Origin of the sequence: Streptomyces sp. NPDC005752 (assembly GCF_040630715.1) — a bacterium.
GTDB lineage: Bacteria > Actinomycetota > Actinomycetes > Streptomycetales > Streptomycetaceae > Streptomyces.
On sequence record NZ_JBEXYB010000011.1, the window covers coordinates 72,728 to 96,052 of the forward strand.

The 23,325-nt window shown below is 69.3% G+C and carries 17 protein-coding genes and 3 tRNA genes; 13 read left to right on the forward strand and 7 right to left on the reverse strand.

Going from position 1 to position 23,325, the window contains the following annotated elements:
- Positions 1 to 9: 9 nt before the first annotated feature.
- The 3 genes from ABZ441_RS11800 to ABZ441_RS11810 all read left to right on the forward strand — a co-directional run bounded on the left by ABZ441_RS11800 (position 10) and on the right by ABZ441_RS11810 (position 4,564).
- Complete coding sequence (locus tag ABZ441_RS11800; RefSeq protein WP_358971316.1) at positions 10 to 1,269, forward strand: FAD-dependent oxidoreductase; 1,260 nt, start codon at positions 10 to 12, stop codon at positions 1,267 to 1,269.
- A 97-nt stretch (positions 1,270 to 1,366) separates the two neighbouring features.
- Positions 1,367 to 3,289, forward strand: coding sequence for a DNA primase (gene dnaG, locus ABZ441_RS11805; protein ID WP_358971319.1), 1,923 nt, complete (start codon positions 1,367 to 1,369; stop codon positions 3,287 to 3,289).
- A gap of 198 nt (positions 3,290 to 3,487) precedes the next feature.
- Positions 3,488 to 4,564, forward strand: a complete 1,077-nt coding sequence (locus ABZ441_RS11810; protein WP_358971321.1) for an RNA polymerase sigma factor — start codon at positions 3,488 to 3,490, stop codon at positions 4,562 to 4,564.
- Between the two features lie 77 nt (positions 4,565 to 4,641).
- Here the strand turns inward: ABZ441_RS11810 and ABZ441_RS11815 are convergent, their stop codons facing one another.
- From ABZ441_RS11815 to ABZ441_RS11830, 4 genes are all read right to left on the reverse strand, one after another.
- Positions 4,642 to 6,567 carry an ABC transporter ATP-binding protein gene (locus ABZ441_RS11815; protein WP_358971324.1) on the reverse strand — a complete coding sequence of 642 codons (1,926 nt, stop codon included), beginning with the start codon at positions 6,565 to 6,567 and terminating at the stop codon, positions 4,642 to 4,644.
- Positions 6,567 to 8,300, reverse strand: a complete 1,734-nt coding sequence (locus ABZ441_RS11820) for an ABC transporter ATP-binding protein (protein WP_358971326.1) — start codon at positions 8,298 to 8,300, stop codon at positions 6,567 to 6,569. Before ABZ441_RS11820 ends, ABZ441_RS11815 begins: the two co-directional genes overlap by 1 nt.
- A 112-nt stretch (positions 8,301 to 8,412) precedes the next feature.
- On the reverse strand, positions 8,413 to 9,858 hold the full coding sequence (locus ABZ441_RS11825; RefSeq protein WP_358971329.1) for an FGGY family carbohydrate kinase: 1,446 nt from the start codon (positions 9,856 to 9,858) through the stop codon (positions 8,413 to 8,415).
- A 68-nt stretch (positions 9,859 to 9,926) separates the two neighbouring features.
- Positions 9,927 to 10,229, reverse strand: coding sequence for a YtxH domain-containing protein (locus ABZ441_RS11830; RefSeq protein WP_031091765.1), 303 nt, complete (start codon positions 10,227 to 10,229; stop codon positions 9,927 to 9,929).
- A 181-nt stretch (positions 10,230 to 10,410) separates the two neighbouring features.
- Here ABZ441_RS11830 and ABZ441_RS11835 point away from each other — a divergent pair.
- The 5 genes from ABZ441_RS11835 (at position 10,411) to ABZ441_RS11855 (ending at position 13,530) form a co-directional block, all read left to right on the forward strand.
- Positions 10,411 to 10,483: transfer RNA gene (locus ABZ441_RS11835), tRNA-Asn, on the forward strand.
- A gap of 5 nt (positions 10,484 to 10,488) precedes the next feature.
- Positions 10,489 to 10,561 (forward strand) — tRNA-Asn (locus ABZ441_RS11840).
- Between the two features lie 211 nt (positions 10,562 to 10,772).
- Positions 10,773 to 10,849 (forward strand) — tRNA-Ile (locus tag ABZ441_RS11845).
- 101 nt (positions 10,850 to 10,950) lie between these two features.
- Positions 10,951 to 12,186 (forward strand): tyrosine-type recombinase/integrase, encoded by a 1,236-nt coding sequence (locus tag ABZ441_RS11850; RefSeq protein ID WP_358971332.1) that lies wholly within the window; start codon positions 10,951 to 10,953, stop codon positions 12,184 to 12,186.
- A gap of 135 nt (positions 12,187 to 12,321) precedes the next feature.
- On the forward strand, positions 12,322 to 13,530 hold the full coding sequence (locus ABZ441_RS11855) for an HNH endonuclease (RefSeq protein ID WP_358971335.1): 1,209 nt from the start codon (positions 12,322 to 12,324) through the stop codon (positions 13,528 to 13,530).
- A gap of 87 nt (positions 13,531 to 13,617) precedes the next feature.
- On the opposite strand, the gene ABZ441_RS11860 is transcribed toward ABZ441_RS11855, so the two are convergent.
- The 3 genes from ABZ441_RS11860 to ABZ441_RS11870 form a co-directional block, all read right to left on the reverse strand.
- A complete protein-coding gene (locus ABZ441_RS11860) occupies positions 13,618 to 15,381 on the reverse strand; it encodes a ThiF family adenylyltransferase (protein WP_358971338.1) in 1,764 nt (587 codons plus the stop codon).
- A complete protein-coding gene (locus ABZ441_RS11865; RefSeq protein WP_358971341.1) occupies positions 15,378 to 16,370 on the reverse strand; it encodes a cyclic GMP-AMP synthase DncV-like nucleotidyltransferase in 993 nt (330 codons plus the stop codon). The genes ABZ441_RS11860 and ABZ441_RS11865 overlap by 4 nt, the downstream gene beginning before the upstream one ends.
- An 883-nt stretch (positions 16,371 to 17,253) precedes the next feature.
- A complete protein-coding gene (locus ABZ441_RS11870; RefSeq protein WP_358971344.1) occupies positions 17,254 to 17,703 on the reverse strand; it encodes a hypothetical protein in 450 nt (149 codons plus the stop codon).
- Between the two features lie 540 nt (positions 17,704 to 18,243).
- Here ABZ441_RS11870 and ABZ441_RS11875 point away from each other — a divergent pair.
- From ABZ441_RS11875 to ABZ441_RS11895, 5 genes are all read left to right on the forward strand, one after another.
- Positions 18,244 to 18,984, forward strand: a complete 741-nt coding sequence (locus tag ABZ441_RS11875; protein ID WP_358971347.1) for a DUF2786 domain-containing protein — start codon at positions 18,244 to 18,246, stop codon at positions 18,982 to 18,984.
- 73 nt (positions 18,985 to 19,057) lie between these two features.
- A complete protein-coding gene (locus ABZ441_RS11880) occupies positions 19,058 to 19,522 on the forward strand; it encodes a DUF6197 family protein (protein WP_358971350.1) in 465 nt (154 codons plus the stop codon).
- Between the two features lie 95 nt (positions 19,523 to 19,617).
- Complete coding sequence (locus tag ABZ441_RS11885; RefSeq protein WP_358971353.1) at positions 19,618 to 21,348, forward strand: ParB N-terminal domain-containing protein; 1,731 nt, start codon at positions 19,618 to 19,620, stop codon at positions 21,346 to 21,348.
- Between the two features lie 67 nt (positions 21,349 to 21,415).
- Positions 21,416 to 21,838 (forward strand): hypothetical protein, encoded by a 423-nt coding sequence (locus ABZ441_RS11890; protein ID WP_356359990.1) that lies wholly within the window; start codon positions 21,416 to 21,418, stop codon positions 21,836 to 21,838.
- Positions 21,839 to 21,974: 136 nt separating this feature from the next.
- Positions 21,975 to 23,192: a hypothetical protein gene (locus tag ABZ441_RS11895; protein ID WP_248585323.1), complete on the forward strand. Its 1,218-nt coding sequence runs from the start codon at positions 21,975 to 21,977 to the stop codon at positions 23,190 to 23,192.
- Positions 23,193 to 23,325: the final 133 nt, after the last annotated feature.

Genomic DNA, 23,325 nt, shown 5'->3' on the forward strand with positions numbered 1-23,325 from the left:
AGGCACCAAGTGGTCGACGCACATCGGACGTTCGTCATCATCGGCGGAGGACTCGCCGGAGCGAAGGCGGCCGAGACACTGCGGGCGGAGGGCTTCAGCGGCCGGGTGATCCTCATCGGCGACGAGCGCGACCATCCGTACGAGCGGCCTCCCCTGTCCAAGGGCTATCTGCTGGGCAAGGACGAACGGGACTCGGTCTTCGTCCACGAGACCGCCTGGTACGCGGGCGCCGACATCGAGCTGCACCTCGGCCAGGTGGTCACCTCCATCGACCGGGCCGGCCGGTCCGTGCAGCTCGGTGACAACACGGTCGTCCACTACGACAAGCTGCTCCTCGCCACGGGCGCCGAGCCCCGCCGCCTCGACATCCCGGGCACCGAACTGGTCGGCGTCCACCATCTGCGCCGTCTCGCCCACTCCGAGCGGCTTCGGGGCGTCCTGGCCGCCCTCGGCCGCGACAACGGACACCTGGTGATCGCCGGCGCCGGCTGGATCGGCCTGGAGATCGCCGCCGCCGCACGCGAGTACGGTGCCGAGGTCACCGTCGTCGCCCCCTCGGCGACCCCGCTCCACCACGTCGTCGGCCCCGAGGTCGGCCAGATCTTCACCGAGCTGCACGCCGACCACGGCGTCCGCTTCCACTTCGGTGCCCGCCTCACCGAGATCACCGGACAGGACGGCCTGGTCCTCGCCGCCCGTACCGACGACGGCGAGGAGCACCCCGCCCACGACGTGCTCGCCGCGATCGGCGCGGCCCCGCGCACCTCGCTCGCGGAGGCCGCAGGGCTCGACATGGCGGACCGGACCCAGGGCGGCGGTGTGGCCGTCGACGCCTCCCTGCGCACCTCCGACCCGCACATCTACGCCGCCGGGGACATCGCTTCCGTCGACCATCCGCTCTTCGGCGGCCGGCTGCGCGTGGAGCACTGGGCGAACGCCCTGAACAGCGGACCCGCCGCGGCGAAGGCCATGCTCGGCCAGGACGTGACGTACGACCGCGTGCCGTACTTCTTCTCCGACCAGTACGACCTCGGCCTGGAGTACTCCGGCTGGGCGCCGCCCGGTTCGTACGACCAGGTCGTCATCAGGGGCGATGCCGGCAAGCGCGAGTTCATCGCCTTCTGGCTGAAGGACGGCCGGGTCCTCGCCGGGATGAACGTCAATGTGTGGGACGTCACCGAAGACATCCAGGCGCTGATCAGGGCCGCCCGGCCGGTCGACGCGGACGCCCTGGGAGACCCCTCGGTGCCGCTGGGATCCCTGCTCTGACCGGTGGGGCCGGGCGTCCGGGACCGTCCGGTGCCCGGGGCGGCGCCCCCGCGTCCGGCCGGTCCCGGACGCCCGGCCCCACCCGTAGACTTCACGCGTGGCAGGCAGGATCAATGACGACGACGTGAAGGCGGTCCGGGACGCGGTCCCGATCGACGCCGTCGTGTCCGAGTACCTTCAGCTGCGCAACGCGGGCGGCGGAAACCTCAAGGGTCTGTGCCCCTTCCACGACGAGAAGTCCCCCTCCTTCCAGGTGAGCCCGGGCAAGGGCCTGTTCCACTGCTTCGGCTGCCAGGAGGGCGGCGACACGATCGCCTTCGTGATGAAGATCGATCACCTCACCTTCTCCGAGACGGTCGAGCGCCTGGCCGCCAAGGCGGGCATCACCCTGCGCTACGAGGAGGGGGGCTACAACCCCTCCCACCAGCGCGGCGAGCGCATCCGGCTGGTCGAGGCACACAAGATCGCAGCCGACTTCTACCGCGAGCAGCTGAACGGCCCGGAAGCGGAGATCGGCCGGAAGTTCCTCGCCGAGCGCGGCTTCGACCAGGACGCGGCGGCCCACTTCGGCGTCGGCTACAGCCCCGCCGGCTGGGACCACCTCACCCGTTTCCTGCGCGGCAAGGGCTTCAGCGACAAGGAGCTCATCAGCTCCGGAATCTCCCAGGACGGCCGCCGGGGCCCCATCGACCGCTTCCGCGGCAGGCTGATGTGGCCGATCAGCGACACCTCGGGCGAGATCGTCGGCTTCGGCGCCCGCAAGCTCCGCGACGACGACAACGGCCCGAAGTACCTCAACACCCCCGAGACCTCGATCTACAAGAAGTCCCAGGTGCTGTACGGCATCGACCTGGCCAAGAAGGACATCGCCAAGGCGAGCCGGGCCGTCGTGGTCGAGGGCTACACCGACGTGATGGCCTGCCACCTCGCGGGTGTCACCACCGCCATCGCCACGTGCGGGACGGCGTTCGGAGGTGACCACATCAAGATCCTCCGACGCCTCCTGATGGACAACGGCAGCGCCCGGGTGATCTTCACCTTCGACGGTGACGCGGCCGGTCAGAAGGCCGCTCTGCGCGCCTTCGAGGACGACCAGAAGTTCGCCGCCGAGACCTACATCGCGATCGCCCCGGACAACATGGACCCGTGCGACCTGCGCCTCGCGAAGGGCGACGAGGCCGTCCGCGACCTGGTCGAGCCCCGTACCCCGCTCTTCGAGTTCGCGCTCCGTCAGATCGTCGGCCGCTACGACCTGGAGACCCCGGCAGGCCGCGCCGCCGCCCTCGACGAGGCCGCACCCGTCGTCGCCAAGATCAAGACGAGCAGCGTGCAGCGAGAGGTGGCCGTCCAGCTCGCCGGCTTCGTCGGCATCCTCGACCAGGAATTCGTCGTCCACCGGGTCAACCAGCTCGCCCAGTGGGCCCGCGGGCGCGGGGACGGCGGGCGCGGAGACAAGCGAGGATCCGCGCCGGCCGCCTCCCGTGCCGGCGCGCAGCACCAGCAGGTCCGGGCCCCCGCCGCCCCGTCCGGCCCCGCGCTCAACCTCCGGAGCCCGGCCCACCGCACGGAGCGGGAGCTGCTCAAACTCGCTCTGCAGAAGCCCGCCCTGGTGTCCCCGGCCTTCGACGCGTACGGCGTCGACGAGTTCACCGCACCGCCGTACGCGGCGGTGCGCCAGTGCATCGCGGAGGCGGGTGGCGCGGAGCTGGGCGTCGCCGAGACCCGCGAGTACCTGGTCCAGGTGCTCGACGCGACCCCCGACGACACGGTGCGCAAGCTCGTCACCGAGCTCGCGGTCGAGGTCTTCCACGGCAAGTCCATCGACGAGGGGTACGCGGGCGAGCACCTGGTCAAGGTCCGCCTGCGCGCCGTCGACCGCAGGATCGACGACGTCCAGGGCAGCCTCGCCCGCCTCGGCAGCAATGTCGCCCCGGACCACCTGGCCGCCGCGCAGAACGAGGTCTGGGTCCTCCAGCAGTACGCCCAGTCGCTGCGGAGCCACGGCGCCGCCGCCCTCTGACCCCGGAACGGAGCGGCGGAGCACCCCGTCACCCTCCGGACGCCGCCGGAAGCAAAAAGTCACCGCACGCCCCTCGTGGCGGCGATGTGTCGTACGCCACACTGGGCTGCGGTGCCTGAGTCATCGGAGCGCGGCCGGTCCGCCCGGCGCGGACCCCCACCCCCGCGATCCGGCAGCGATCACCTGGAGGTCGCCCCCGTGCAGACCCGGACCGTGCCCACCCCGACCGAGCATGTCCCGGCGATTCCCGCGCAGAACCGGGTCACCCGTCACCCGGAGACGGCGGGCACGCCCGAACCGGTGCTGGAGGAACCGGTGGAGCCGCCCCGCTCCCCTGAGCCCCGGAGCCGTCCGGAAGCGGGCGGTCCGACGTCCGACCTCTTCCGCCAGTACTTACGGGAGATCGGGCGGATACCGCTGCTCAGCGCCGCCGAGGAGGTGGACCTCGCCCGCCGCGTCGAGGCGGGGCTCTTCGCCGAGGAGCGGCTCGCCGGCACCCCCGACCCCGACTCCCGGCTCGCCGTGGACCTGGACCGGCTCGTGGTCATGGGGCGGATGGCGAAACGCCGGCTCATCGAGGCCAACCTCCGCCTCGTCGTCTCCGTGGCCAAGCGCTACGTGGGCCGCGGCCTGACCATGCTCGACCTGGTCCAGGAAGGGAACCTCGGACTGATCAGGGCGGTCGAGAAATTCGACTACGCACGGGGCTACAAGTTCTCCACGTACGCGACCTGGTGGATCCGCCAGGCGATGTCCCGGGCACTGGCCGACCAGGCCAGGACCATAAGAGTCCCGGTCCACGTCGTCGAGCTGATCAACCGGGTCGTACGCGTCCAGCGCCGCCTGCTCCAGGAGCGGGGCTACGAGCCCACCCCCGAAGAGGTCGCGGCCCAGCTCGACCTGACGCCCGAGCGCGTCGGCGAGGTCCTGCGTCTCGCCCAGGAACCCGTGTCCCTGCACGCCCCCGTAGGCGAGGAGGACGACGTCGCCTTCGGTGACCTCATCGAGGACGGCGACGCCGCCTCGCCCGTGGAGTCCGCGGCCTTCCTCCTGCTGCGCGAACACCTGGAAGCGGTGCTCTCCACGCTCGGGGAGCGCGAGAGGAAGGTCGTACAGCTCCGCTACGGACTGGACGACGGGCGGCCCCGCACGCTCGAGGAGATCGGCAGGATCTTCGGCGTGACACGCGAACGCATCCGCCAGATCGAGTCCAAGACGCTCGACAAGCTGCGGGACCACGCCTTCGCGGACCAGCTCCGCGGCTACCTCGACTGAGCGGAACGCCGGAGGGCGGGGGCAGCTACCGCGAGCCGTCCCCGCCCTCCGTGCGTCCCCGGAGCCGTCCGCCGCCGTCAGTCGACCTCGGCCGGGGCCTGGGCGAACTGCGCGGCGTACAGGCGGGCGTAGGCGCCCTCCGCCGCCAGCAGCTCGTCGTGCGTGCCCTGTTCGACGATCGCACCGTCCTCCATCACCAGGATCACGTCCGCGTCCCTGATGGTGGAGAGCCGGTGCGCGATCACGAAGCTCGTACGGCCGTGGGCCAGCCGCGCCATGGCCTTCTGGATCAGCACCTCGGTACGGGTGTCCACCGAGCTGGTGGCCTCGTCGAGCACCAGGATCACCGGGTCGGACAGGAACGCCCGCGCGATGGTGATCAGCTGCTTCTCGCCCGCGCTCACCCCGGACCCCTCGTCGTCGATCACCGTGTCGTAACCGCCGGGCAGGGTACGGACGAAACGGTCGGCGTGGGCCGCCCGCGCCGCCTCCTCGATCTCCTCCCGGGTCACCTCGCCCGCGGCACCGTAGGCGATGTTCTCCGCGATCGTGCCGCCGAAAAGCCAGGTGTCCTGGAGCACCATGCCTATGCCCGAACGGAGTTCGTCGCGCGTCATCCTCGCCGCGTCGACCCCGTCGAGGGTGATCCGGCCGCCCGTCACCTCGTAGAACCGCATCAGCAGATTGACCAGTGTCGTCTTGCCGGCGCCCGTCGGTCCGACGATCGCGACCGTGTGTCCTGGTTCCACGTTCAGCGAGAGGTCCTCGATGAGCGGCTTCTCCGGGTCGTACCGGAAGGAGACGTTCTCCAGCGAGACGCTGCCCCGCAGCTCCTTCGGCCGTTCTCCCGGATCGGGGTCGGGCGTCTGCTCCTCGGCGTCCAGCAGGCCGAAGACCCGCTCGGCCGAGGCGATGCCCGACTGCACGAGGTTCGCCATCGAGGCGACCTGCGTCAGCGGCATCGAGAACTGCCGCGAGTACTGGATGAACGCCTGCACGTCACCGATCGACAGCGAACCCGACGCCACGCGCAGCCCGCCGACGACGGCGACCAGCACATAGTTCAGATTCGAGACGAACATCATCAGCGGCTGCATGATCCCGCTGTTGAACTGCGCCCTGAAGCCCGCCTCGTACAGCGCGTCGTTCTGCTCGGCGAAGTCCCTCGCGGCCTCGTCCTGCCGCCCGAAGACCTTCACCAGGGTGTGGCCTGTGTACATCTCCTCGATGTGGGCGTTGAGCCTGCCCGTCACCTTCCACTGCGCCACGAAATGCGGCTGCGACCGCTTGCCGACCCGCGTCGCCACGAACACCGACAGCGGGATCGTCACCAGCGCCACCAGGGCCAGCAGGGGTGAGATCCAGAACATCATGAACACGACGCCGACGATGGTCAGAAGCGAGTTGATGAGCTGGCCCATCGTCTGCTGCATCGTCTGCGAGATGTTGTCGATGTCGTTCGTCGCCCGGCTCAGCACCTCGCCCCGCTGCTGCCGGTCGAAATAGGACAGCGGCAGCCGCGACAGCTTGGTCTGCAGGTCCTCGCGCAGCTGGAAGACGACCCGGTTGATCACCCGGATCGACAGCCGCGTCGACACCAGCATGAGCAGCCCCGCGCCGACGTACACCACCAGCGCCGCCAGCAGGACCTGGCCCACCGCACCGAAGTCGATGCCCTCGCCGGGCGTGAAGTCCACCCCGGACAGCATGTCTGCGAGCCCGCCGCTGTCCTGCTCGCGCAGGTCGTCGACGGCCTGCTGCTTCGTCATGCCGTCCGGCATCTGCCGCCCGACGACGCCCGCGAAGATCAGGTCCGTGGCCCCGCCGAGGATCTTGGGCCCCGCCACGGAGAGCGCCACGCTCAGCGTGCAGGCGCCCAGCATCAGATACAGCGAGGACTTCTCCCTGCTGAACCGTCTCAGCAGCCGCTTCCCCGAACCCTTGAAGTCCAGGGACCGCTCGGTGGGCCCCTGGGCCATCATCCGTCCGCCCGGTCCTGCCATCAGGCGGCCTCCGCTTCCGTCAGCTGCGAGAGCACGATCTCCCGGTAGGTTTCGTTGCCGTCCATCAACTCGTGGTGGCTGCCCGTCCCGACGACCCGGCCCTCGTCCAGCACCAGGATCCGGTCGGCGTCACGGATCGTGGACACCCGCTGGGCCACGATCACCACCGTCGCCCCCGCGGTCTCACGGGACAGCGCACCGCGCAGCGCGGCGTCCGTCGCGTAGTCGAGGGCGGAGAACGAGTCGTCGAAGAGATAGATCTCCGGCTGCCGCACCAGCGTCCGGGCGATCGCGAGCCGCTGCCGCTGACCACCCGAGACATTCGTTCCGCCCTGCGCGATCGGCGCGTCCAGGCCGTGCTCCAGCCGTTTTACGAAGTCCTTCGCCTGCGCCACCTCCAGCGCGTGCCACAGGTCTTCGTCGGTCGCGTCCGGATTGCCGTAGCGCAGATTCGTCGCGACCGTCCCGGAGAACAGGTACGGCTTCTGCGGGACCAGCCCCACGGTCCTCGCCAGCAGGACCGGATCCAGCGTGGACACGTCGGCGCCGTCGACGAGGACCTCGCCGTCCGTCGCGTCGAACAGCCGCGGTACGAGCCCGAGCAGCGTCGACTTCCCGCTGCCCGTCGACCCGATGATCGCGGTCGTCTCGCCGGGCCGCGCCACGAGATCGACCGAGCGCAGTACCGGCTCCTCGGCGCCCGGGTACCGGAACTCCACGCCCCGTAGCTCCAGATGACCGTGCTTGAGCAGCTTGGTGACCGGGGAGCCCGGCGGTACCACACTCGACTCGGTCTCCAGGACCTCCTGGATGCGCTCGGCGCAGACCTCGGCGCGCGGCACCATGATGAACATGAAGGTGGCCATCATCACCGACATGACGATCTGCATCAGATACGCGAGGAACGCGGTCAGTGCCCCGATCTGCATGCCGCCGCTGTCGATCCGGTGTGCCCCGAACCAGACCACGGCGATCGACGACAGGTTCACTACCGTCATCACCGTCGGGAACATGAGGGCCATCAGCCGCCCCGTGGACACCGCGACGCCCGTCAGCTCCGTGTTGGCGCCGCGGAAGCGTTCCTCCTCGTAGCCGTCACGGATGAAGGCGCGGATGACGCGATTGCCGGTGATCTGCTCGCGCAGCACACGGTTCACCGTGTCCAGCCGCACCTGCATCATGCGGAACAGCGGCCTCATCCTCCGCACGATCAGGCTCACCGAGATGCCGAGGACGGGCAGCACGGCCAGCAGCACCGCCGACAGAGGGACGTCCTGGCCGAGCGCCATGACGACGCCGCCGACGCACATGATGGGTGCCGAGACCATCAGCGTGAACGCCATCAGGACGAGCATCTGGACCTGCTGCACGTCGTTGGTCGTACGGGTGATCAGCGAAGGTGCCCCGAACCGGCCCACCTCGCGTGCCGAGAACGACTGCACCCGCCCGAAGATCGACGCCCGCACGTCCCGGCCGAGCGCAGAGGCCGTTCCGGCGCCGTGGTACACCGCCCCGATGTTGCAGACGACCTGAATGACGCTGACCGCGATCATCACGGCGCCGTACCGCAGGATGTATGCCGTGTCACCCCGCACGACACCGTTGTCGATGATGTCCGCGTTGAGGCTGGGCAGGTACAGGCTTGCGCAGGTCTGCAGGAGCTGGAGCAGCACCAGCAGCATGATGGGACGTCTGTACGGACCGAGGAAGGTCCGCAGAAGTTTTATGAGCACACGAGTCTCTCGGTGTCGGCGAAAGGCAGAGGCCGATCCATACTCCGGTACTCCGGACCGCTGCTGCCATCGCTTTTCCTCAAGCCGCGGTCAAATTCCGGGATCGCGCACCTCAGGCGGTACCGCCGAACGCCCCGGGGTGGACCTGGTCCCGGGTCGCCCCGTACTGCTGGCGCACTGCGCGGCCGACCGCGAGCTCGTCACCCGGCTCCAGCACCTGCGCCTCGGCGTCCTGCCACGCCGGGGGAGTGCGGGGGTCGAGTTTCCCCTGCGACGCCCCGAGGGCCCACGCCGCCTGCCGGGCCGCCCCCAGCGCCGCGTACTCGGCGGGCTGCGGCACGACGACCTGGGTGCCGAATACGAGGGGCGCCAGCGCCTGCACGGCGGGCAGCTCGGCGGCCGCGCCCAGCAGGAACACCCGCCGCACCTCGACGCCCCGGTCCCGCAGCACGTCCAGTGCGTCGGCCAGCGAGCAGAGCATCCCCTCGAAGGCGGCCCGCGCCAGGTGCTCCGGCTTCATCGACTCGCGCCGCAGCCCGCTCAGGGTTCCCGCGGTGTGCGGCAGATGCGGGGTGCGCTCACCCTCCAGATACGGCAGCAGGACGAGTCCCGACGCACCCGGCGTCGACTTCAGCGCCAGCGCGGACAGTTCGTCCAGTCCGTCCACCCCCAGCATCTCCGCCGTACCGCGCAGCGCGCGCACCGCGTTCGACGTGTGGACGACCGGCAGATGCATACCGGTCGCGTCGGCGAAGGAGGTGATCATCCCCGTCGGGTCGGCCAGTGCCTCGTGGTGCACGGCCATCACCGAGCCGGAGGCACCCAGCGACACGACGGCGTCCCCGACGGCGACACCGAGCCCGAAGGCAGCGGCCATCGTCTCGCCGGTGCCCGCCGAGATCAGCAGCCCTTCGGGTGTCATACCGGCCGCGTCGGCCGGGCCGAGGACCTCGGGCAGCGCGGCATGGTGGCCGAGCGCGAGCTCCACGAGATCGGGGCGGTAGGAACCGGAGCCCGCCGACCAGTAACCGGTGCCGGACGCGGCACCGCGGTCCGTCGTCCGGCGGGTGGGCCGGCCGAGGAGCTGCCACACCAGCCAGTCGTGCGGCTGGAGGACCGCGGCGACCCGCTGCGCGTTCTCCGGCTCGCTCCGCGCCATCCACCGCAGCTTCGTCACGGGCTGTGCGGCCTGCGGCACGGCGCCGACCGCCTCGGCCCAGGGCTGCCGCCCTCCGAGCCCGTCGATCAGGTCGGCCGCGGCGGCCTGCGCCCTCCGGTCGTTGCCGAGCAGCGCAGGCCGTACGAGATTGCCCTGGTGGTCCAGCGGCACCAGACCGTGCTGCTGCGCGGACACACCGATGGCCTGCACCCCTTCGAGCAGCCCTCCGGAGGCCGCCTCACCGAGTGAGAGCAGCCACGCCTGCGGATCCACCTCGGAGGCCTTGGCCTCGATGGGGTGCGCGGCGTATCCCTGCCGCAGTACCTCACCGGTGTCCGTGTCGCAGACGACGATGTGCGTGAAGGCGGATGAACTGTCCAAGCCGGCGACTATGCCCATGCACAAGATTCTGCCGCACCCGCGGACCGTTCCCGCACCGGGCGGTGCGCCCGGTGCGGGAACGGGCCTCAGGTGTTGGTCGTGCCCCAGTCGTCGCTTCCGTTGTGGCCGCTGCGCTCACGCAGCGAGCGCACCCGGTCCGAGACGGACACGGGGACCTTGTCCCCGACCTTCTCGCTCACCGAGTGGTAGGCCTTGCCGGCGAAGTCCCGGCCGCCGTGCGCGGCGGACTCCGCCGCGTTCCGCACCGCGGGATTCTCGGCCAGTTGCTGCGCGGCCTTCTTCAGCTGCTCGTAACGCTCGCGCCCGGCTCGCGTGCCGAGCACGTAACCGAGGGCCACTCCGGCGATGAACGTGAGCCGGTACCGCATGGCTGCCACCCTTCCTTCACTCCGTGCGACGTGTGCTGCCCGCCTACCCGCACACACCCGAGATCACCCCGGGGGATACCGATTGGCGGAGCACCCCCCTGGTTGCGCTAATGTATGTGTCGCAGCGAACGCGCGCCGCTCGGCTTCAGCCAGGCAGGTACGATTCGAGGCACCGCAGCAATCCCCTGTAGCTCAATTGGCAGAGCAGCCGGCTGTTAACCGGCAGGTTACTGGTTCGAGTCCAGTCGGGGGAGCGCAATCCCCTGTAGCTCAATTGGCAGAGCATTCGGCTGTTAACCGGAGGGTTACTGGTTCGAGTCCAGTCGGGGGAGCGATGCGGAAGAGGGCCCTTCGGGGTCCTTTTTCGTGTGCCCGCGCGGGGCGGTCCGTGACTCTTTCGGGGGGATTCCGCACCGCCTGGAACCGGGCAGCGCGCAGCGAGGTCTTCAAGGTCATGCGAAGCCGATCATCCGCAGCAGGAGATCGTATGACCGGCTATGCTGCGGCAGACGGCGCGTACACCTGTACGCGCCACGCCGAAACGGGGCGGTAGCTCAGCCGGTTAGAGCAGCGGACTCATAATCCGTCGGCCGTGGGTTCGAGTCCCACCCGCCCCACCACAGCAGAAACGTCATGACCTGCGGAAACGCCCGTTTGGGGGGGCGTTGGGCGAGCGGAGTACCGCACGGGTACCGCACCGAGGCCTCGTACGCTTGTCTCCATGGCCTACATCAAGACGAAAAAACTGAGCTCCGGAGGGGCCTCCCACACCGTCTACTGGCGGGCCGGCGGCGGTCGCACCGACCCGTGGTGCAACGAGACCTTTGAGGATCTCGACCCGGCGGAACGGTTCCGGGACTTGGTGAACGGTCACGGACAGCAATGGCCCCCGGGGTGGATCAAAGGCAGGGGCTTCGTCAAGCCTGACGAGCCCGCGGTGCCTGACGCTGAGATGTTCGCGATGTACGCACACGTCTACGTGGGGCTACTCACCGACATATCGGATCACACGCGCACGAACTACACCAGATTCATCGATAACCATCTGATTCCCTGGTTCGGAGACCTGTCGGTTTCCGACCGAGGCCCGCGGTTCACACGCGCCCACATCAGTCAGTGGATTCTCGACCTCCAGGGCGGCAAGCCTGGGCCGCTGCATCCTGCGGGAACCAAGCGTCGGCCGTACGCCGCCAAGACGATCGCGAACCTGCACGGCCTGCTGTTCAGCATTCTCCAGTCGGCCGTGACCGCCGATCCGGCGCTGCGTGACTCGAACCCCTGCGCGCACACCCGGCTCCCCAAGGGGAACGACACCGAGGACGACGAGGTGTTCCTCGAACCCGATGAGTACGCCGTTCTCCGGCAGCACGTCCGGGCGGATGCCGTGGACATCGTTGATGTTTTGGTGAGTACAGGGCTCCGGTGGGGCGAGATAACGGCGCTTCAGCCCCGGGACTTCACCCTGGTGGGCAAAAGGCCCACGCTCCGCGTGCAGCGGGCCTGGAAGCGGCGCGGCGAGGGTGGGACGTTCCTCGGCGCCCCCAAGACGAAGAAGTCGCGGCGCACCCTCGTGCTGACGCCGGAGCAGGTAAAACTGTTCCAGCGGCGCTGTCTGGGCAAGAAGCCGACCGACCTGATCTTCACCGCCCCTGAAGGGGGAGCCTGGCACTCAGGCGTGTTCCACGCGCACCGCTGGAAGCCCGCCCTCGACGCGGCCAACGCCGCCGGGCTCACCAAGAGGCCGCGGATCCACGACCTCCGTCACACGCACGCTTCGTGGCTCATCGCCGGCAAGGTTCCACTACCCGTGATCCAGGCCCGCCTCGGCCACGAGTCGATCACGACAACCGTGGACAGGTATGGACACCTGCTGGAGGCCTCGGACGATGAGGTTGTGGCCGCCGTCAAGTGGGCTATGGCCGCGGCGGTGTCCCAAGACCTCGCCGATGCAGCTTGAGAGCTCAGCCGGAAAGGGCTGGATGACACTTTTGTCGTTCAAAGGTTCTCGATGCTGCCCGACTTACCCGCGCGTGGGCTGGCCGATGCCCGACAATGGCCCCGGTAGACGGACGCTGAGCGAGGGGGGCAGGGTATGGCGAAGAAGGCACCCGGGCAGGGCGGTGGAAGGCGAGCCATTCCAGCCCCTGTTCGTTTGGAGGTGTGGGTGCGTAGTGGCGGCCGGTGCTCGATCTGCAACAGGTATCTGCTTGACGGCGGAATGACAGACCGCACCGTGCGGCAGGGGGAGTTGGCGCACATCGTGGGTCAGCAACCGACTGCAGGCTCCCCGCGAGGTGAACATGACCTGGGGGAGCGTGACTCTGCCGACAACTTGATGTTGGTCTGCGCCGACGAGCACGACGAGATCGATGCTTCCGGCACCCTGGACGTGTTCACCGTGGAACGACTGCGCGCGCTCAAGCGCGCCCACGAGGACCGCATCAAGCATGTGACCGGGCTGGCTGACGACCGGGCGACCACGGTGCTGCGGATGGTGGGCCGGGTGCGCGGCCAGGAAGTCGAGCTGACCCGGCAGACCGCCGCTACTGCGGTGATCACCTCCGGGGACCGGTTCCCGCTGTTCCTCGAGTCCTATGAGCGGCACGGCGTGGAGATTGACCTGCGCCACGTGGCCGGCGAGATGACGATTGACCTGCGTGACATCCCCGACGAGGAGACTGGAGGCGCGGCCTACTACAGGGCGGCCACCGCCGTCATCGACGAGGTCATCGACAATCAGCTCAACCGGGGCATCGCCCGCGACAAGGTTGCGCATCTGAGCGTCTTCGGCTTCGCCCGGCTGCCGCTGTTGGTCTACCTCGGGTCCCGTCTAGACGACACTGTGCCTACCGACGTCTACCAGCGCCACCGCGAGGACGAGTCCTGGTCGTGGTCGCAAACAGCGCCGGTGGTCGACTTCGCGGTCCACCTCGATGTGGACCAGCCGCCCGCGCCTGAGGCGGTGCTCGTGCTGAACCTCTCCGGCACCATCCAGCCCGAGGAGGTCCCGCAGCAGCTCGCCGGGCTGCGCCGGTACCGCGTCAGCCCCGTCGGGGCCGCATCCGCGCCGGACGTGCTGCGCAACCGCGCGTCCCTGACCCGGTTCCAGGAGGTGCTGCGGTCACTGTTCGCGGACCTGGAGGCGAGCGCGAAGCAGGTGCGATGCCTGCACGTGCTGTTCGCGGTGCCGCTCTCGGCCGGGGTGAGCCTGGGACGGGTACGCGACCGACAGGTGCACCCGGCGCTGGTGCTTTACGATCGCACGCCGAGCGGATACCGACGTGCCTTGGAGATCCCCTGACGCACCGGCACCCGTGGGCGCACCGTTAACCAGGTGCTGCGTTCGCCCTGTTGCCGACGCGACCAGGCCCAGTGCGCCCGGGGTGGGTCAGGGCGCGGCTGGTGGCGGGTCGTGGGGCAGGAAATGGTGATGGGGCGATCCGGCGGCGTGAGGGAGCGCGACCAGGTGCGTGCCCGAGTTGGGAGTGGTCAGGTGCATTCCCAGGAAGGACGTCAATGTTCCGGCGACGGCGGCAAGGTCGGCCGATGATCCATGGAAGGTGGGCACTGAGCAGCCGCGGGTCGGTACGAGTTCGTCGCCGTCAGGGGTGTCCTGCCACAGCCGGTGGTACAGCTCCAGGGCGGGGTCGGTCAGTACGATCTTCCCAGCGGCAGTGTCGATGCTGCTGGGCCCCTGCGCGGTGGTAGGCGCGGAGACGCTCAGGAGGCCCAGGGTGCCGGTGCGGGTGTCGGTGGCTACCTGAGCCAGGATCGGGCGGGGCTCCTCGATAGCTGCGAGGTGCTCCAGAATGTGCCCCATAGCGATGCTGACGGTCGCGTCGATAATGACTTCGGCACCCGCCAGTGCAGCAGCGTCGGGCAGTGTGCCGTCGTGGACGTGGATCGCCACGGTGTCGTTGATTTCTCGCAGCCGCCGGGCCAGGGCCTCGGCCTTGGAGGATCCGACGTCGGCCTCGACGTAGTTTTGCCGGACCAGTAGTCCGCCGCTGACGGTTCCGGGATCGCACACGGTCACCTGCGAGGCGCCGGCGCGGACGACGAACTCGGCGATCCAGGAGCCGAGACCGCCGCAGCCCCAGACATGCACGGTTTTGCCGAGGAAGCCCCCGATCGGGCTCCTGTCGTCGCGACGTGTGGTCACGACGGGCCGTTCATCGGACACGGGGCACCATTCGATCAGTAGGTCCGAGCGGATGCGGGAGGCGTCGATGCTCAGCGCGGAACCCTGCTCGTGGGCCATGTGCCGCAGTGCGTCCGCGGCGGGCGCGGGAAGGCGTGCCCCCAACAGGTGGGGCGGGCCGCCCGCGGGGTGCGGGACCGCCAGGATCAGGTACTGCGGGGAGCCCTCGGGGTTGCGGGCCGCACTGGCCGCGAGCGTGGTCAAGATCGCCGGCGACTGGGCGGACGCCTGCGGCGGGCTTCTCCGCAGGCGGTCCAACGGAGGGTCGTCCACGTAGGACAGCAGCGCGGCGAAAGTAGTGCCACCGCCGAGCGGCAGCGCGCCTGCAACGGTGACCACCGGCACCCGTACCGCCCCGCCTTCCGGGGGCGGACTGTAGGCCAGGTCCAGGCGGTGCTCGGTGCGCGCGACTAGGTAGCCGGTTTGGATCCGCTGGTTGGGGCCGGGAACGCGTACGACCAAAGTCGGGGTGCCGGGCGTGTGGTGGAGCACGCCGCCGACCGCGTGGTACATCGCCTTCGAGGCGTCGAACTGGCCCGCTGCCGCGTCCGCCAGCCAGGACCACAACCGGTTCAGATACGCCCGTATGCCTCCGCGCACCGGATCCCACTCGCGGGCGGGGTCCAAGAAGATACACAACTGGCGCCCCTGCAGCACGTGTGGGTAGCCGGCGAACCTCCAATGCGCGACCTCGACGGTGGTCGCGGACAGCGGTGAGGCTGGCAGGGCCAGGACGAACCTCTCGTGCTCTTGCAGAACCAGACCGTCGTTCGCGGTGGCCAAGGCGCCGGTGTACAGCCGCAGTGTCACCAGGAGGGCACCGTTCTGACCGCAGGCCGGCAGCCCCACCAGACGCAGCACGTCCGGCTGCTCGGCCGCCGCCTCGCGTAGGTCGGCTAGGGCCTGCTTCTGCCAGTCCGTCGGTATGGGGCGGTTCTTCCTGCTGCTCACCCGGCGCGACCTGGCCGCGCTACGGCGGTGACTGCGGTGGTGGCCACGGGGAACTTGGCGCTGCTGGTTGCCGCGACCGGGGCTTTGAACCCGGGGCCGAAAATGCCTTGCCACAGCCGTACGCTCGTGACCTTATCCTCGGCGTAGTAGGCGTCGTAGATCTCGGCGGCGTGCTTGTGAATGCGGTCGCGGAAGTAGGAGTACGTGTTCTGCTCCCAACGGTGGTCGAAGGTCACCCCAGACCCGGAAGGGTCGGCGACCGAGGGCTTGCTTTCGTTTGCCTGCAGATAGGTGTCCAGGTCGCCGACGATGTGCAGCAGCGCGGTGGGTACGTCCCGGTAATAGCCCGGATCGGCGAACTTCTTGTAAGCGTGAACTTGGTTACCAAGCAACGTCGTCAGGATCACCGACCGAGTCCCAGTGAACGATCCCTTGTGATCCCGCAGGAACTTCATCAACCGGATGACCTTGCGCAAATTCCCTTGGGCGGTCTGGTCCTGAGTGCGCATCCAAGTGGTGAAGCCCTGTGAGTCGGTGTACTCCCAGGTGTTCTGATCTCGGTTGACGATTACCTCTCGGCCATCTGCCAGCACTATGTAGGGAACGAGGTCCACATGCATTGAGTTGCTATAGACCAGCCGCACGCATCGGCACTTGCGCGAGTGCGGCATGTTCTTGTAAGCGCTGTGCCGGTGCAGGGCGCCATACACCTCTTCGATGTAGGTCTTGGGGCTCTGTGCCCAGTCCGGGTTCTCGGTCATCAGCAGCATCACGTCCGCATCGAACTCTGCTTCACCGACAGGGGCGATGATCGTCCGATGCGCCCATGAACCCTGAGGGATCTTGTCCAGTACCAGCGAGCCAATCTTCTCGTCCGCTTTAAGCGCCCGATAGATCGTGTCCACTCGAGTATCGAGAAGGTCGAGCTTAACTTGCCCCAGGTTCACCGTGGTGCGCAGGAATTCGTTGAAGTGGTCGGCGAGCTGCATGGTTGACCTCGGGATTCGACTCGGCCGACCGCCCTCCGGACCACACCCTGGAAGGGGATTGTCGGCATGACACCCTTGCAGGGCTAAGCGTAGGCGGTGCCACTGACACTGGGGCGTCGCTGGCTCTGTACGCCATCTCGCTGGGGCCACAACCGGGGGTCAGGTGTCCCCGGACTGGAGCGCGTGCGGCAGTCGGGCAGGATGCCATCCATCTCCTTGAGTAGTTCGATGCAGGGCCCCAGCGAACTGGGTGCCACCTCACCAGAGGCTGAGTGGCCGCCCGGCTGCAATGGCAGTTCGGACGCGGTCCGCGATCTCTTGGTCCGACTCATGCTTTGTTCGACCGGCTCGGATGGTGGCGCCGATCGCGCGGGAGCGTCCGGCCGGGCCGCGAAGGTCTGCGAGGGGGCTACCCGGGTCTCTGCGGCGGGCCAGCCATTCGGCACGGTTCTCCGCCGCCGTCCCCAGTCGCAGGTGCGTCGGCTGCTGGCAGGAGTGGTTGTCGCAGGTGTGGCAGACGGTCGGGCTGTCGGTGCCCCAACCGAGCCGAGGGATGGCACCGTGCGCGAGCTGGTACCCGTAGAGGTGGCCCGGCACCGTGCCGCGTCGCGTCCTGCCCGGCCGCGAGGCGGCCCTGAAGCTGGCGTGGCCGGTGCTGGAGATCCCGCCGAAGAAGAACCAGCAGTCCTCGGTTGACCCTGTTCGGTAGACCTTTGCCCAGTACCGGGCTTGAACGGACTTGTTGGCAAGCCAGACTGACCACTCAACAGCCGGTATAGGCACGGGCGTTGGCTTACCGATGAGGGCAAGTTGCTCATCAACGTGAATGGGCCCGGACTCGTTCACCGCCGCGAGCGGGAAGAGTCCGGGCCCGAGGTCGTTCTCAGGAGGCATCAGCCCGGCTACCGTCCGCTGTGACGACCGGGGCCGGGCTGCCCGAGGCCGAAGAAGCCGCTTCCGCCGCAGCGGCCCGAGGCTTCCGGGCCCGGGTGGGGCGGGGGCGCTCGGCACGGGCCCGCAGCGATTCGATGATCTCCTTCGCACGAGCGGCGGTAACAGGCTTCGCCTCGCGTTCCAGCTCCTCCGCCGGCACGCCCAGCAGTTCCGAGACCAACTCGGCATCGTTGCCGAACAGCCGCAGAACTACAGCAGTAGCTTCCCGGGCCGTGGCGTCGGCCTCCTCCTTCGCCTTGGCTGCGTTCACCGCGGCCTCACGCGCGCTCAGCGCGTTCGTAGCTGCCATCTCCCGCGTCTTCGCCTTCAGCGCTTCAGCAGCGCGAACCCGTCGCCGCAGGTCCGCCGCGCTCACCGGTCCTGCCGAAGTGGTGCTCACCCGTGCCTCCAGTCCTGTTCGAAATCAGTGCTCGTCGCGCGCACCGTAGGCACAGGTCCGCGGACATCTCGAACCACGGGTTGGTTGGGTGCCGGCCAGAGCGAAAGGCTGCCTCCGGCGGGTCCTCCTCGGAGGGGGTGGGGGCTGGTTGGTCGGGTGCCGCGCCGTCGTGGTGCGGGTGGTGAAGGCGGGGTTCCCTCCTCGGCCGGACACCCAGGGGGCGTATCAGGAACCCGGGCACGGCGTCCAGGCCGAGCCGCTGCGCGGTCGCTACGCGAGCCAGGACACCGCGCCCGGAACCCTGATACGGCGGAGCTGTCCGACCGAGGAGGGAACCCCGCCCAGGCCCGTTGTGGCCGGGCCCGGCCGAGCGGGTGCGGGTCGGCGGAACTGGAAAAGGGCAGGTCAGGGCCTATGTCCGGGTTGACCCAACCCCTAGAACATGGTTTAATTAGTGATGTCGGAAGGGGAGGGCAACCCCCGACCGGCACACGGCAGGCCGACCGGCCGCCGACAACCTCTCTCACCAGGAGAACGAACGTGAGCACGACGAAGGTCCCCGCGAAGCTCGAAACCATCCGCGCCCTCCTCGCCAAGGCGGAGGACCCCCGTACGCCGGAGTCGGAGGCGGAGCTTGCCCGGAAGCGTGCATTCGAGATGATGGCGAAGTACGGCGTCGAACAGGCGATGCTCAACGACGCCAACCCCGCCAGCGACGCCCCGGCGGACCGCAAGATCGTTCTGGACAACCCGTGGGCGATGGAGCGGGTCCGCCTCATCAACCGAATCGCGCTTGCCCTGGGGTGCGAGCTGATCCACCTTGGCCGTGACGGCAGCGGTCCGGCCCGACGGGTGCACATCTTCGGGTATGCGGGCGACCTTCAGCGCGTCGAACTGCTCTACACCTCTCTTCTGCTCCAGATGAACAGCGGACTGGCCGCTCAGTCGGTCCCGCCGGGCCAGGGGGCGCGTGCCTGGCGTCGGTCCTGGCTCCTCGGCTTCATCAACCGGGTGGGCGACCGCATTGAGGAGGCCGAGCGCGGCGCACGCGAAGAGGCCAGGGGTGAGACCACCGCCACCGGCCGCAGCGCGGCCCTCGTGCTTGCGGACCGCAAGGCCATCGTCTCGCGCAGCTACCAGCAGGCTTACCCGCGTGCACGGAAGGGCGGCACCACCACCATGACCGGCAACGGGTACGGAGCCGGTTGGGTCGCGGGAAGCCGCGCCGACATCGGCGGTAAGCGGATCGGCCGCACCACGGCCGGGTCCATAGCCGCGTAACCCCGCCAGGCCGGGGGCGGCCGTCCGCCGCCCCCGGCCACCGAGCCCGCGACCCACCCCAGGAGGCATAACCGTGCCGTCACGAAAGCCACCGGCCACCCCCGCCCGCATCCTCACGGCCGCCGCCGACCACATCGAACGCGTCGGGCTCTACCAGGGTGACCACCTCTGGCAACCCGGCCGGATGGGCGACACTGCCCCGTGCACCGTGCTGCACGCGTGGGAGCGCGGCGTACGCTCCGCCCGGCCCCGCTGGTCCGTACGCGGTGAGCCGTGGCACGTCTTCCAACGCGCCCTGTTCGACTCCCTTGTGGTGCTCAGCAACCACATCAACGGCCGCCCCGTGTCCGGCGTCCGGTGGCGAAAGCTGAAGCTAACGGAGGACGCCTACCGGCGCACCCTGCTGTGGTGCTGGGGGGACGAGCCCGAGCGAACAACCGCCGAGGCTGCCGCGATGATCCGCGCCGCCGCAGCCCTGCACGCAAGTAACGGCGATCACAGCATCCCTGGTTCCCTCACTCTTAAGAACATGGTTTAATTAATGGTGTCGGAAGGGGGGAGGGCAACCCTCCGGCCGACACCGTCACCGGGCCGAACGGCCCGAAGGACTCTCACCAGGAAGAAGGAGGACCGATGACAAACACCAAGACCCAGGCCGGCGTCCAGGCTGCCCCTGCCCCGTGGCCGACCCTCACGGTCGCCGAGCTTGCCGCACACCCCGGCAACGTCCGCGACATCGAGGCCCCGGCTGAAATGGTGGCCGACGTGAAGGACAACGGCGTCGTGGAGCCGCTGTACGTCGTTCGCACCCACGGCGACGTGCCGCAGATCATCGACGGGTTCCAGCGACTGGCCGCCGCCGTCGCCGCAGGGCTGGAGACCGTGCCGGTCACCCCCCGTCCCGTCATCCGGATCGACGCGCTCACCCCGCACCCGAAGAACGCCCGTGAAGACCTTGACCTGAACGCGCCGTTCGTGGAATCGCTCCGCGCAGAAGGGTGCCGCATTCCCGTCAAGATCCAGCGGCTCGACGGCGGAGTCCTCCAGGTCAACGACGGAAACCGCCGCTACCACGCAGCGACGGACGCGGGTCTCACCCACCTGCCGTACGAGTGGGAGAACGACGACCGTGACGCGGCCGGGCAGTTCCTCGACATGATCACGACCGCCCAGCACCGTAAGAGCCTCAGCCCGTCCGAGATGAACCAGGCCATGTTCAGCGCCGCCGAGGCGGGCGCGCAGGTCGGCCGCATCGCCAAGGCCGCAGGTGTTCGGCAGAAGGACGTCAAGACGCTGGTCAAGGTCAGGTCTGACGAGAAGTTGAGCGCCGCCGTCAGCGGCGCGGGCAGCTACGAGTGGACTTTCGAGCACCTGGCCGCGCTCTCGGAGTTCGCCGACGACGCCGAAGCACTCGCCGCGATCACCGAGGCCGCCGCCGAGGATGACGCCGACGAGGGAGACGTTGACTGGGCCATCGCCATCGAGCGGACCAAGCGCGACAAGCGGGTCAAGGCGGAGGCGCACCGCGCGGAGCTGGAGACGGCCGGGCAGAAGATCAGGGACGCCGAGGAGCTGTCCGAGCGGGCCACGCCCGTGTGGCGACTGCGGGGCATCAGCACCGAGGAGCACGCCGAGTGCAAGGGGCTTGTGTGGGTGTTCGATGAGCGGCGGGGGGACCGGTACGAGCCTTACTGCTCCGCTCCCGGTCTGTACGGGCACGCGGTGCCCGAGGGTGCCAGCGCCAGCGGCGGCACGATGACCACCGCCGACAAGGAGGCCGAGCGCGCCGCCCGCGCCGCCGTCAAGAAGGGGAACATCGACTGGGATGCGGCCGAGGCCCTGCGCCGGAAGTGGATCACGGACCTGATCAAGCGGCGGAACCTCCCGAAGAACACCACCAACACCCTGATCGGTCACGTCAATAACGCTCTTTTGAACGGCAGTTGGGGAATCTCCGACGACCTGAACAAGGAGGGCACCACCGAGATCCTGGCCGGGTTCCTGGGCCTGAACGCCGAGCAGGCCAAGGATCGGGGCAGTTTCGCCGGGCACGTCGCCAAGGACCCACGCCGGGCCCCTCAGCTCCAGTTCGCCGCCATCGCGGCCGTCCGGGAGAAGTGCGCGAATCGCTCGGCGTGGCGCACGGACAGCCAGCACGCCCCGTGGACGCGGAAGCCCACCGGCCGGTGGTTCCAGGTGCTCGCGTCCCTCGGGTACCCGCTCACGCCCATTGAGCAGTCGGTCGTGGACGGGGAGCCCTACGACCCGTCGAAGAAGAAGCCCCGCGCCGCGATCACGTCCGGCAGCGAGCCGGAGGCCGAGGAAGCCGACGAACCGGCCAGCGACGACGAAGCCGCCGCCTAAACACCTCAGCAGCCCGAACGCCGGGGGCGGGAACCCGCCCGCCCCCGGCCACTCCAGGAGCCCCACAGTGACCCGTACAGCTCTGTTCGAGACCCACGCCGATGACCACGGTTGCGGATGCGTCCCCGCCCCCGCCGAGCCTGACCCCGGCACCACCGCCGACATCATGCAGGCCCGCGCCATCGCGTCCGGTCTCGCGGAGTTCGGTATCGGGCCCGCCCGCTGGTCTGCCGCCTACGACCACCAGGCCGCCGCCGTCGTCCTGCGCGTGGACACCCCGCGCGGCCTGTACGCGCTCGCCATCCCGGCCCCCGGCCAGCCGTTCCCGGTCCGCCACCGGGGCGAGCGCATCGGAGCGCTGGACTGCCGCCGTACGTACGGCACCGCCGACAGCTACACCGCCGCCCTGTTCGCCGCGTTCCTGCGCGACCGCGCCGCACTCGACATCCCCGGCCGGGATGCTTGCCCCACACCCCAAAACATGGTTTAATTAATGGTGTCGGAGGGGGAGGGCAACACCCCCTCCAACATCACGGGCCGCCATCCGGCCCGACCCCGGCCGCACGCGGAGGGCAACCCGCCCGGCCGGGCCCGCGATGCCTCTCTCACCAGCAGGAGCACCCCCGATGACCAGCGCAGCCATGCGGTTTTCCATCCCCGCCACGGCCCAGTCCCGCGTCCGTCAGCTTGTCGAGGCGACCAATGCTCGCGCCGCCGTCCACCACCTCAGCGCGTACGCGCTCGACATCTCCGCGCCGTTCCTTGCCGACTACCACGACATCGACGGCCGTCTGATCGGTAAGCGCCCCACCGTCACCGTGACGATCTCCGGTGCCATCCCTCGTCACCAGGGCTGGACCGTCATCGCCCGCCTGGACCACGACGCGGAGGGCGAGACGATCACCAGCCTGTTCCCCGGTCTGCCCGAGCAGGACGCCGAGGCCGCGCGCCAGTACCGCGCCATCGAGAACTTCTGCCACGGGTGCGCCGTCGCCCGCCACCGCACCGCCACTTATCTCGCCCGGCACGAGAACGGCGAGATGCGGCAGTTGGGCACCACGTGCGTGGAGCCGTACACCGGTCTGCCGATCAAGGGCCTTGAGGCCTTGTGGAGGTTCGGCACGCTGAAGGACTCCGACTGGGACGGCGAGGAGGGCGGCATCCCGGCCGATCTCCGCGTCCCGGTGATCGAGGTCCTGCGGGTGACCGCCGCCATCGTGAAGGCCGAAGGCCGCTTCTACAGCCGGTCCGAGCAGTGGAAGAACACCCAGCCGACCGCCGACGGCGTCGAGGCGTATTTCTTCGACCGCAAGGCCCCGATGGAGTGGCGGGCCGCCATCGACGCCGACCCCGACGCGCCGACCACCGCCGCCGCCGTCCGGGCATGGGCCGCCCAGGGATACGGCAGTCTCTCTGACTACCGCCATAAGGTGGGCCAGTTGGCGAAGGGCGAGACCGTTGACCCGCGTCACCTGCCGACGCTCGTTTCCTCCATCGCGGGTTGGTACCGCGACCAGGAGAAGGAGGCCACCGAGCGGGCCGCTCAGAACAGCAAGCCGCAGGGCACCGTGGGCGAGCGCATCACCACGAACGCCACCGTCACCACCGTGATCGAGCTGGAGGGCCGGACGTACGGCTACCACACCCAGCGCCGCCGACTCGTGAAGTTCCAGGACCCGAGCGGCAACGTGTTCGTCTGGTTCAGCTCCGCCGCCGACGTCCCCGACCAGGGCGACGAGGTCGAGCTGACCGGCACGGTCAAGGACCACAGCATCTACGGCGAGACCGCACAGACCGTGCTCACCCGGTGCCGCGTCGCCGCACGCGAACCGGTCGCCGCGTAGCAGGCCCCGGCCGGGCGGGAGTCACCGCCCGGCCGAACCCCGGCCGCTGGGCCGTGGGGTGGACGGCATCGAGCCGCCCACCCCACGCTCCGCCCACCACCGTCCGGGCCCGTCCGCGTCGGCGGCCGGCCCC

What these genes read in the sequence shown, in the direction of transcription:
- ABZ441_RS11815 (WP_358971324.1), bottom strand. Translation starts at nt 6,567, where the DNA reads ATGGCAGGACCGGGCGGACGGATGATGGCCCAGGGGCCCACCGAGCGG.
- ABZ441_RS11825 (WP_358971329.1), bottom strand. Translation starts at nt 9,858, where the DNA reads ATGGGCATAGTCGCCGGCTTGGACAGTTCATCCGCCTTCACGCACATC.
- ABZ441_RS11830 (WP_031091765.1), bottom strand. Translation starts at nt 10,229, where the DNA reads ATGCGGTACCGGCTCACGTTCATCGCCGGAGTGGCCCTCGGTTACGTG.
- ABZ441_RS11850 (WP_358971332.1), top strand. Translation starts at nt 10,951, where the DNA reads ATGGCCTACATCAAGACGAAAAAACTGAGCTCCGGAGGGGCCTCCCAC.
- ABZ441_RS11855 (WP_358971335.1), top strand. Translation starts at nt 12,322, where the DNA reads ATGGCGAAGAAGGCACCCGGGCAGGGCGGTGGAAGGCGAGCCATTCCA.
- ABZ441_RS11865 (WP_358971341.1), bottom strand. Translation starts at nt 16,370, where the DNA reads ATGCAGCTCGCCGACCACTTCAACGAATTCCTGCGCACCACGGTGAAC.
- ABZ441_RS11885 (WP_358971353.1), top strand. Translation starts at nt 19,618, where the DNA reads ATGACAAACACCAAGACCCAGGCCGGCGTCCAGGCTGCCCCTGCCCCG.
- ABZ441_RS11895 (WP_248585323.1), top strand. Translation starts at nt 21,975, where the DNA reads ATGACCAGCGCAGCCATGCGGTTTTCCATCCCCGCCACGGCCCAGTCC.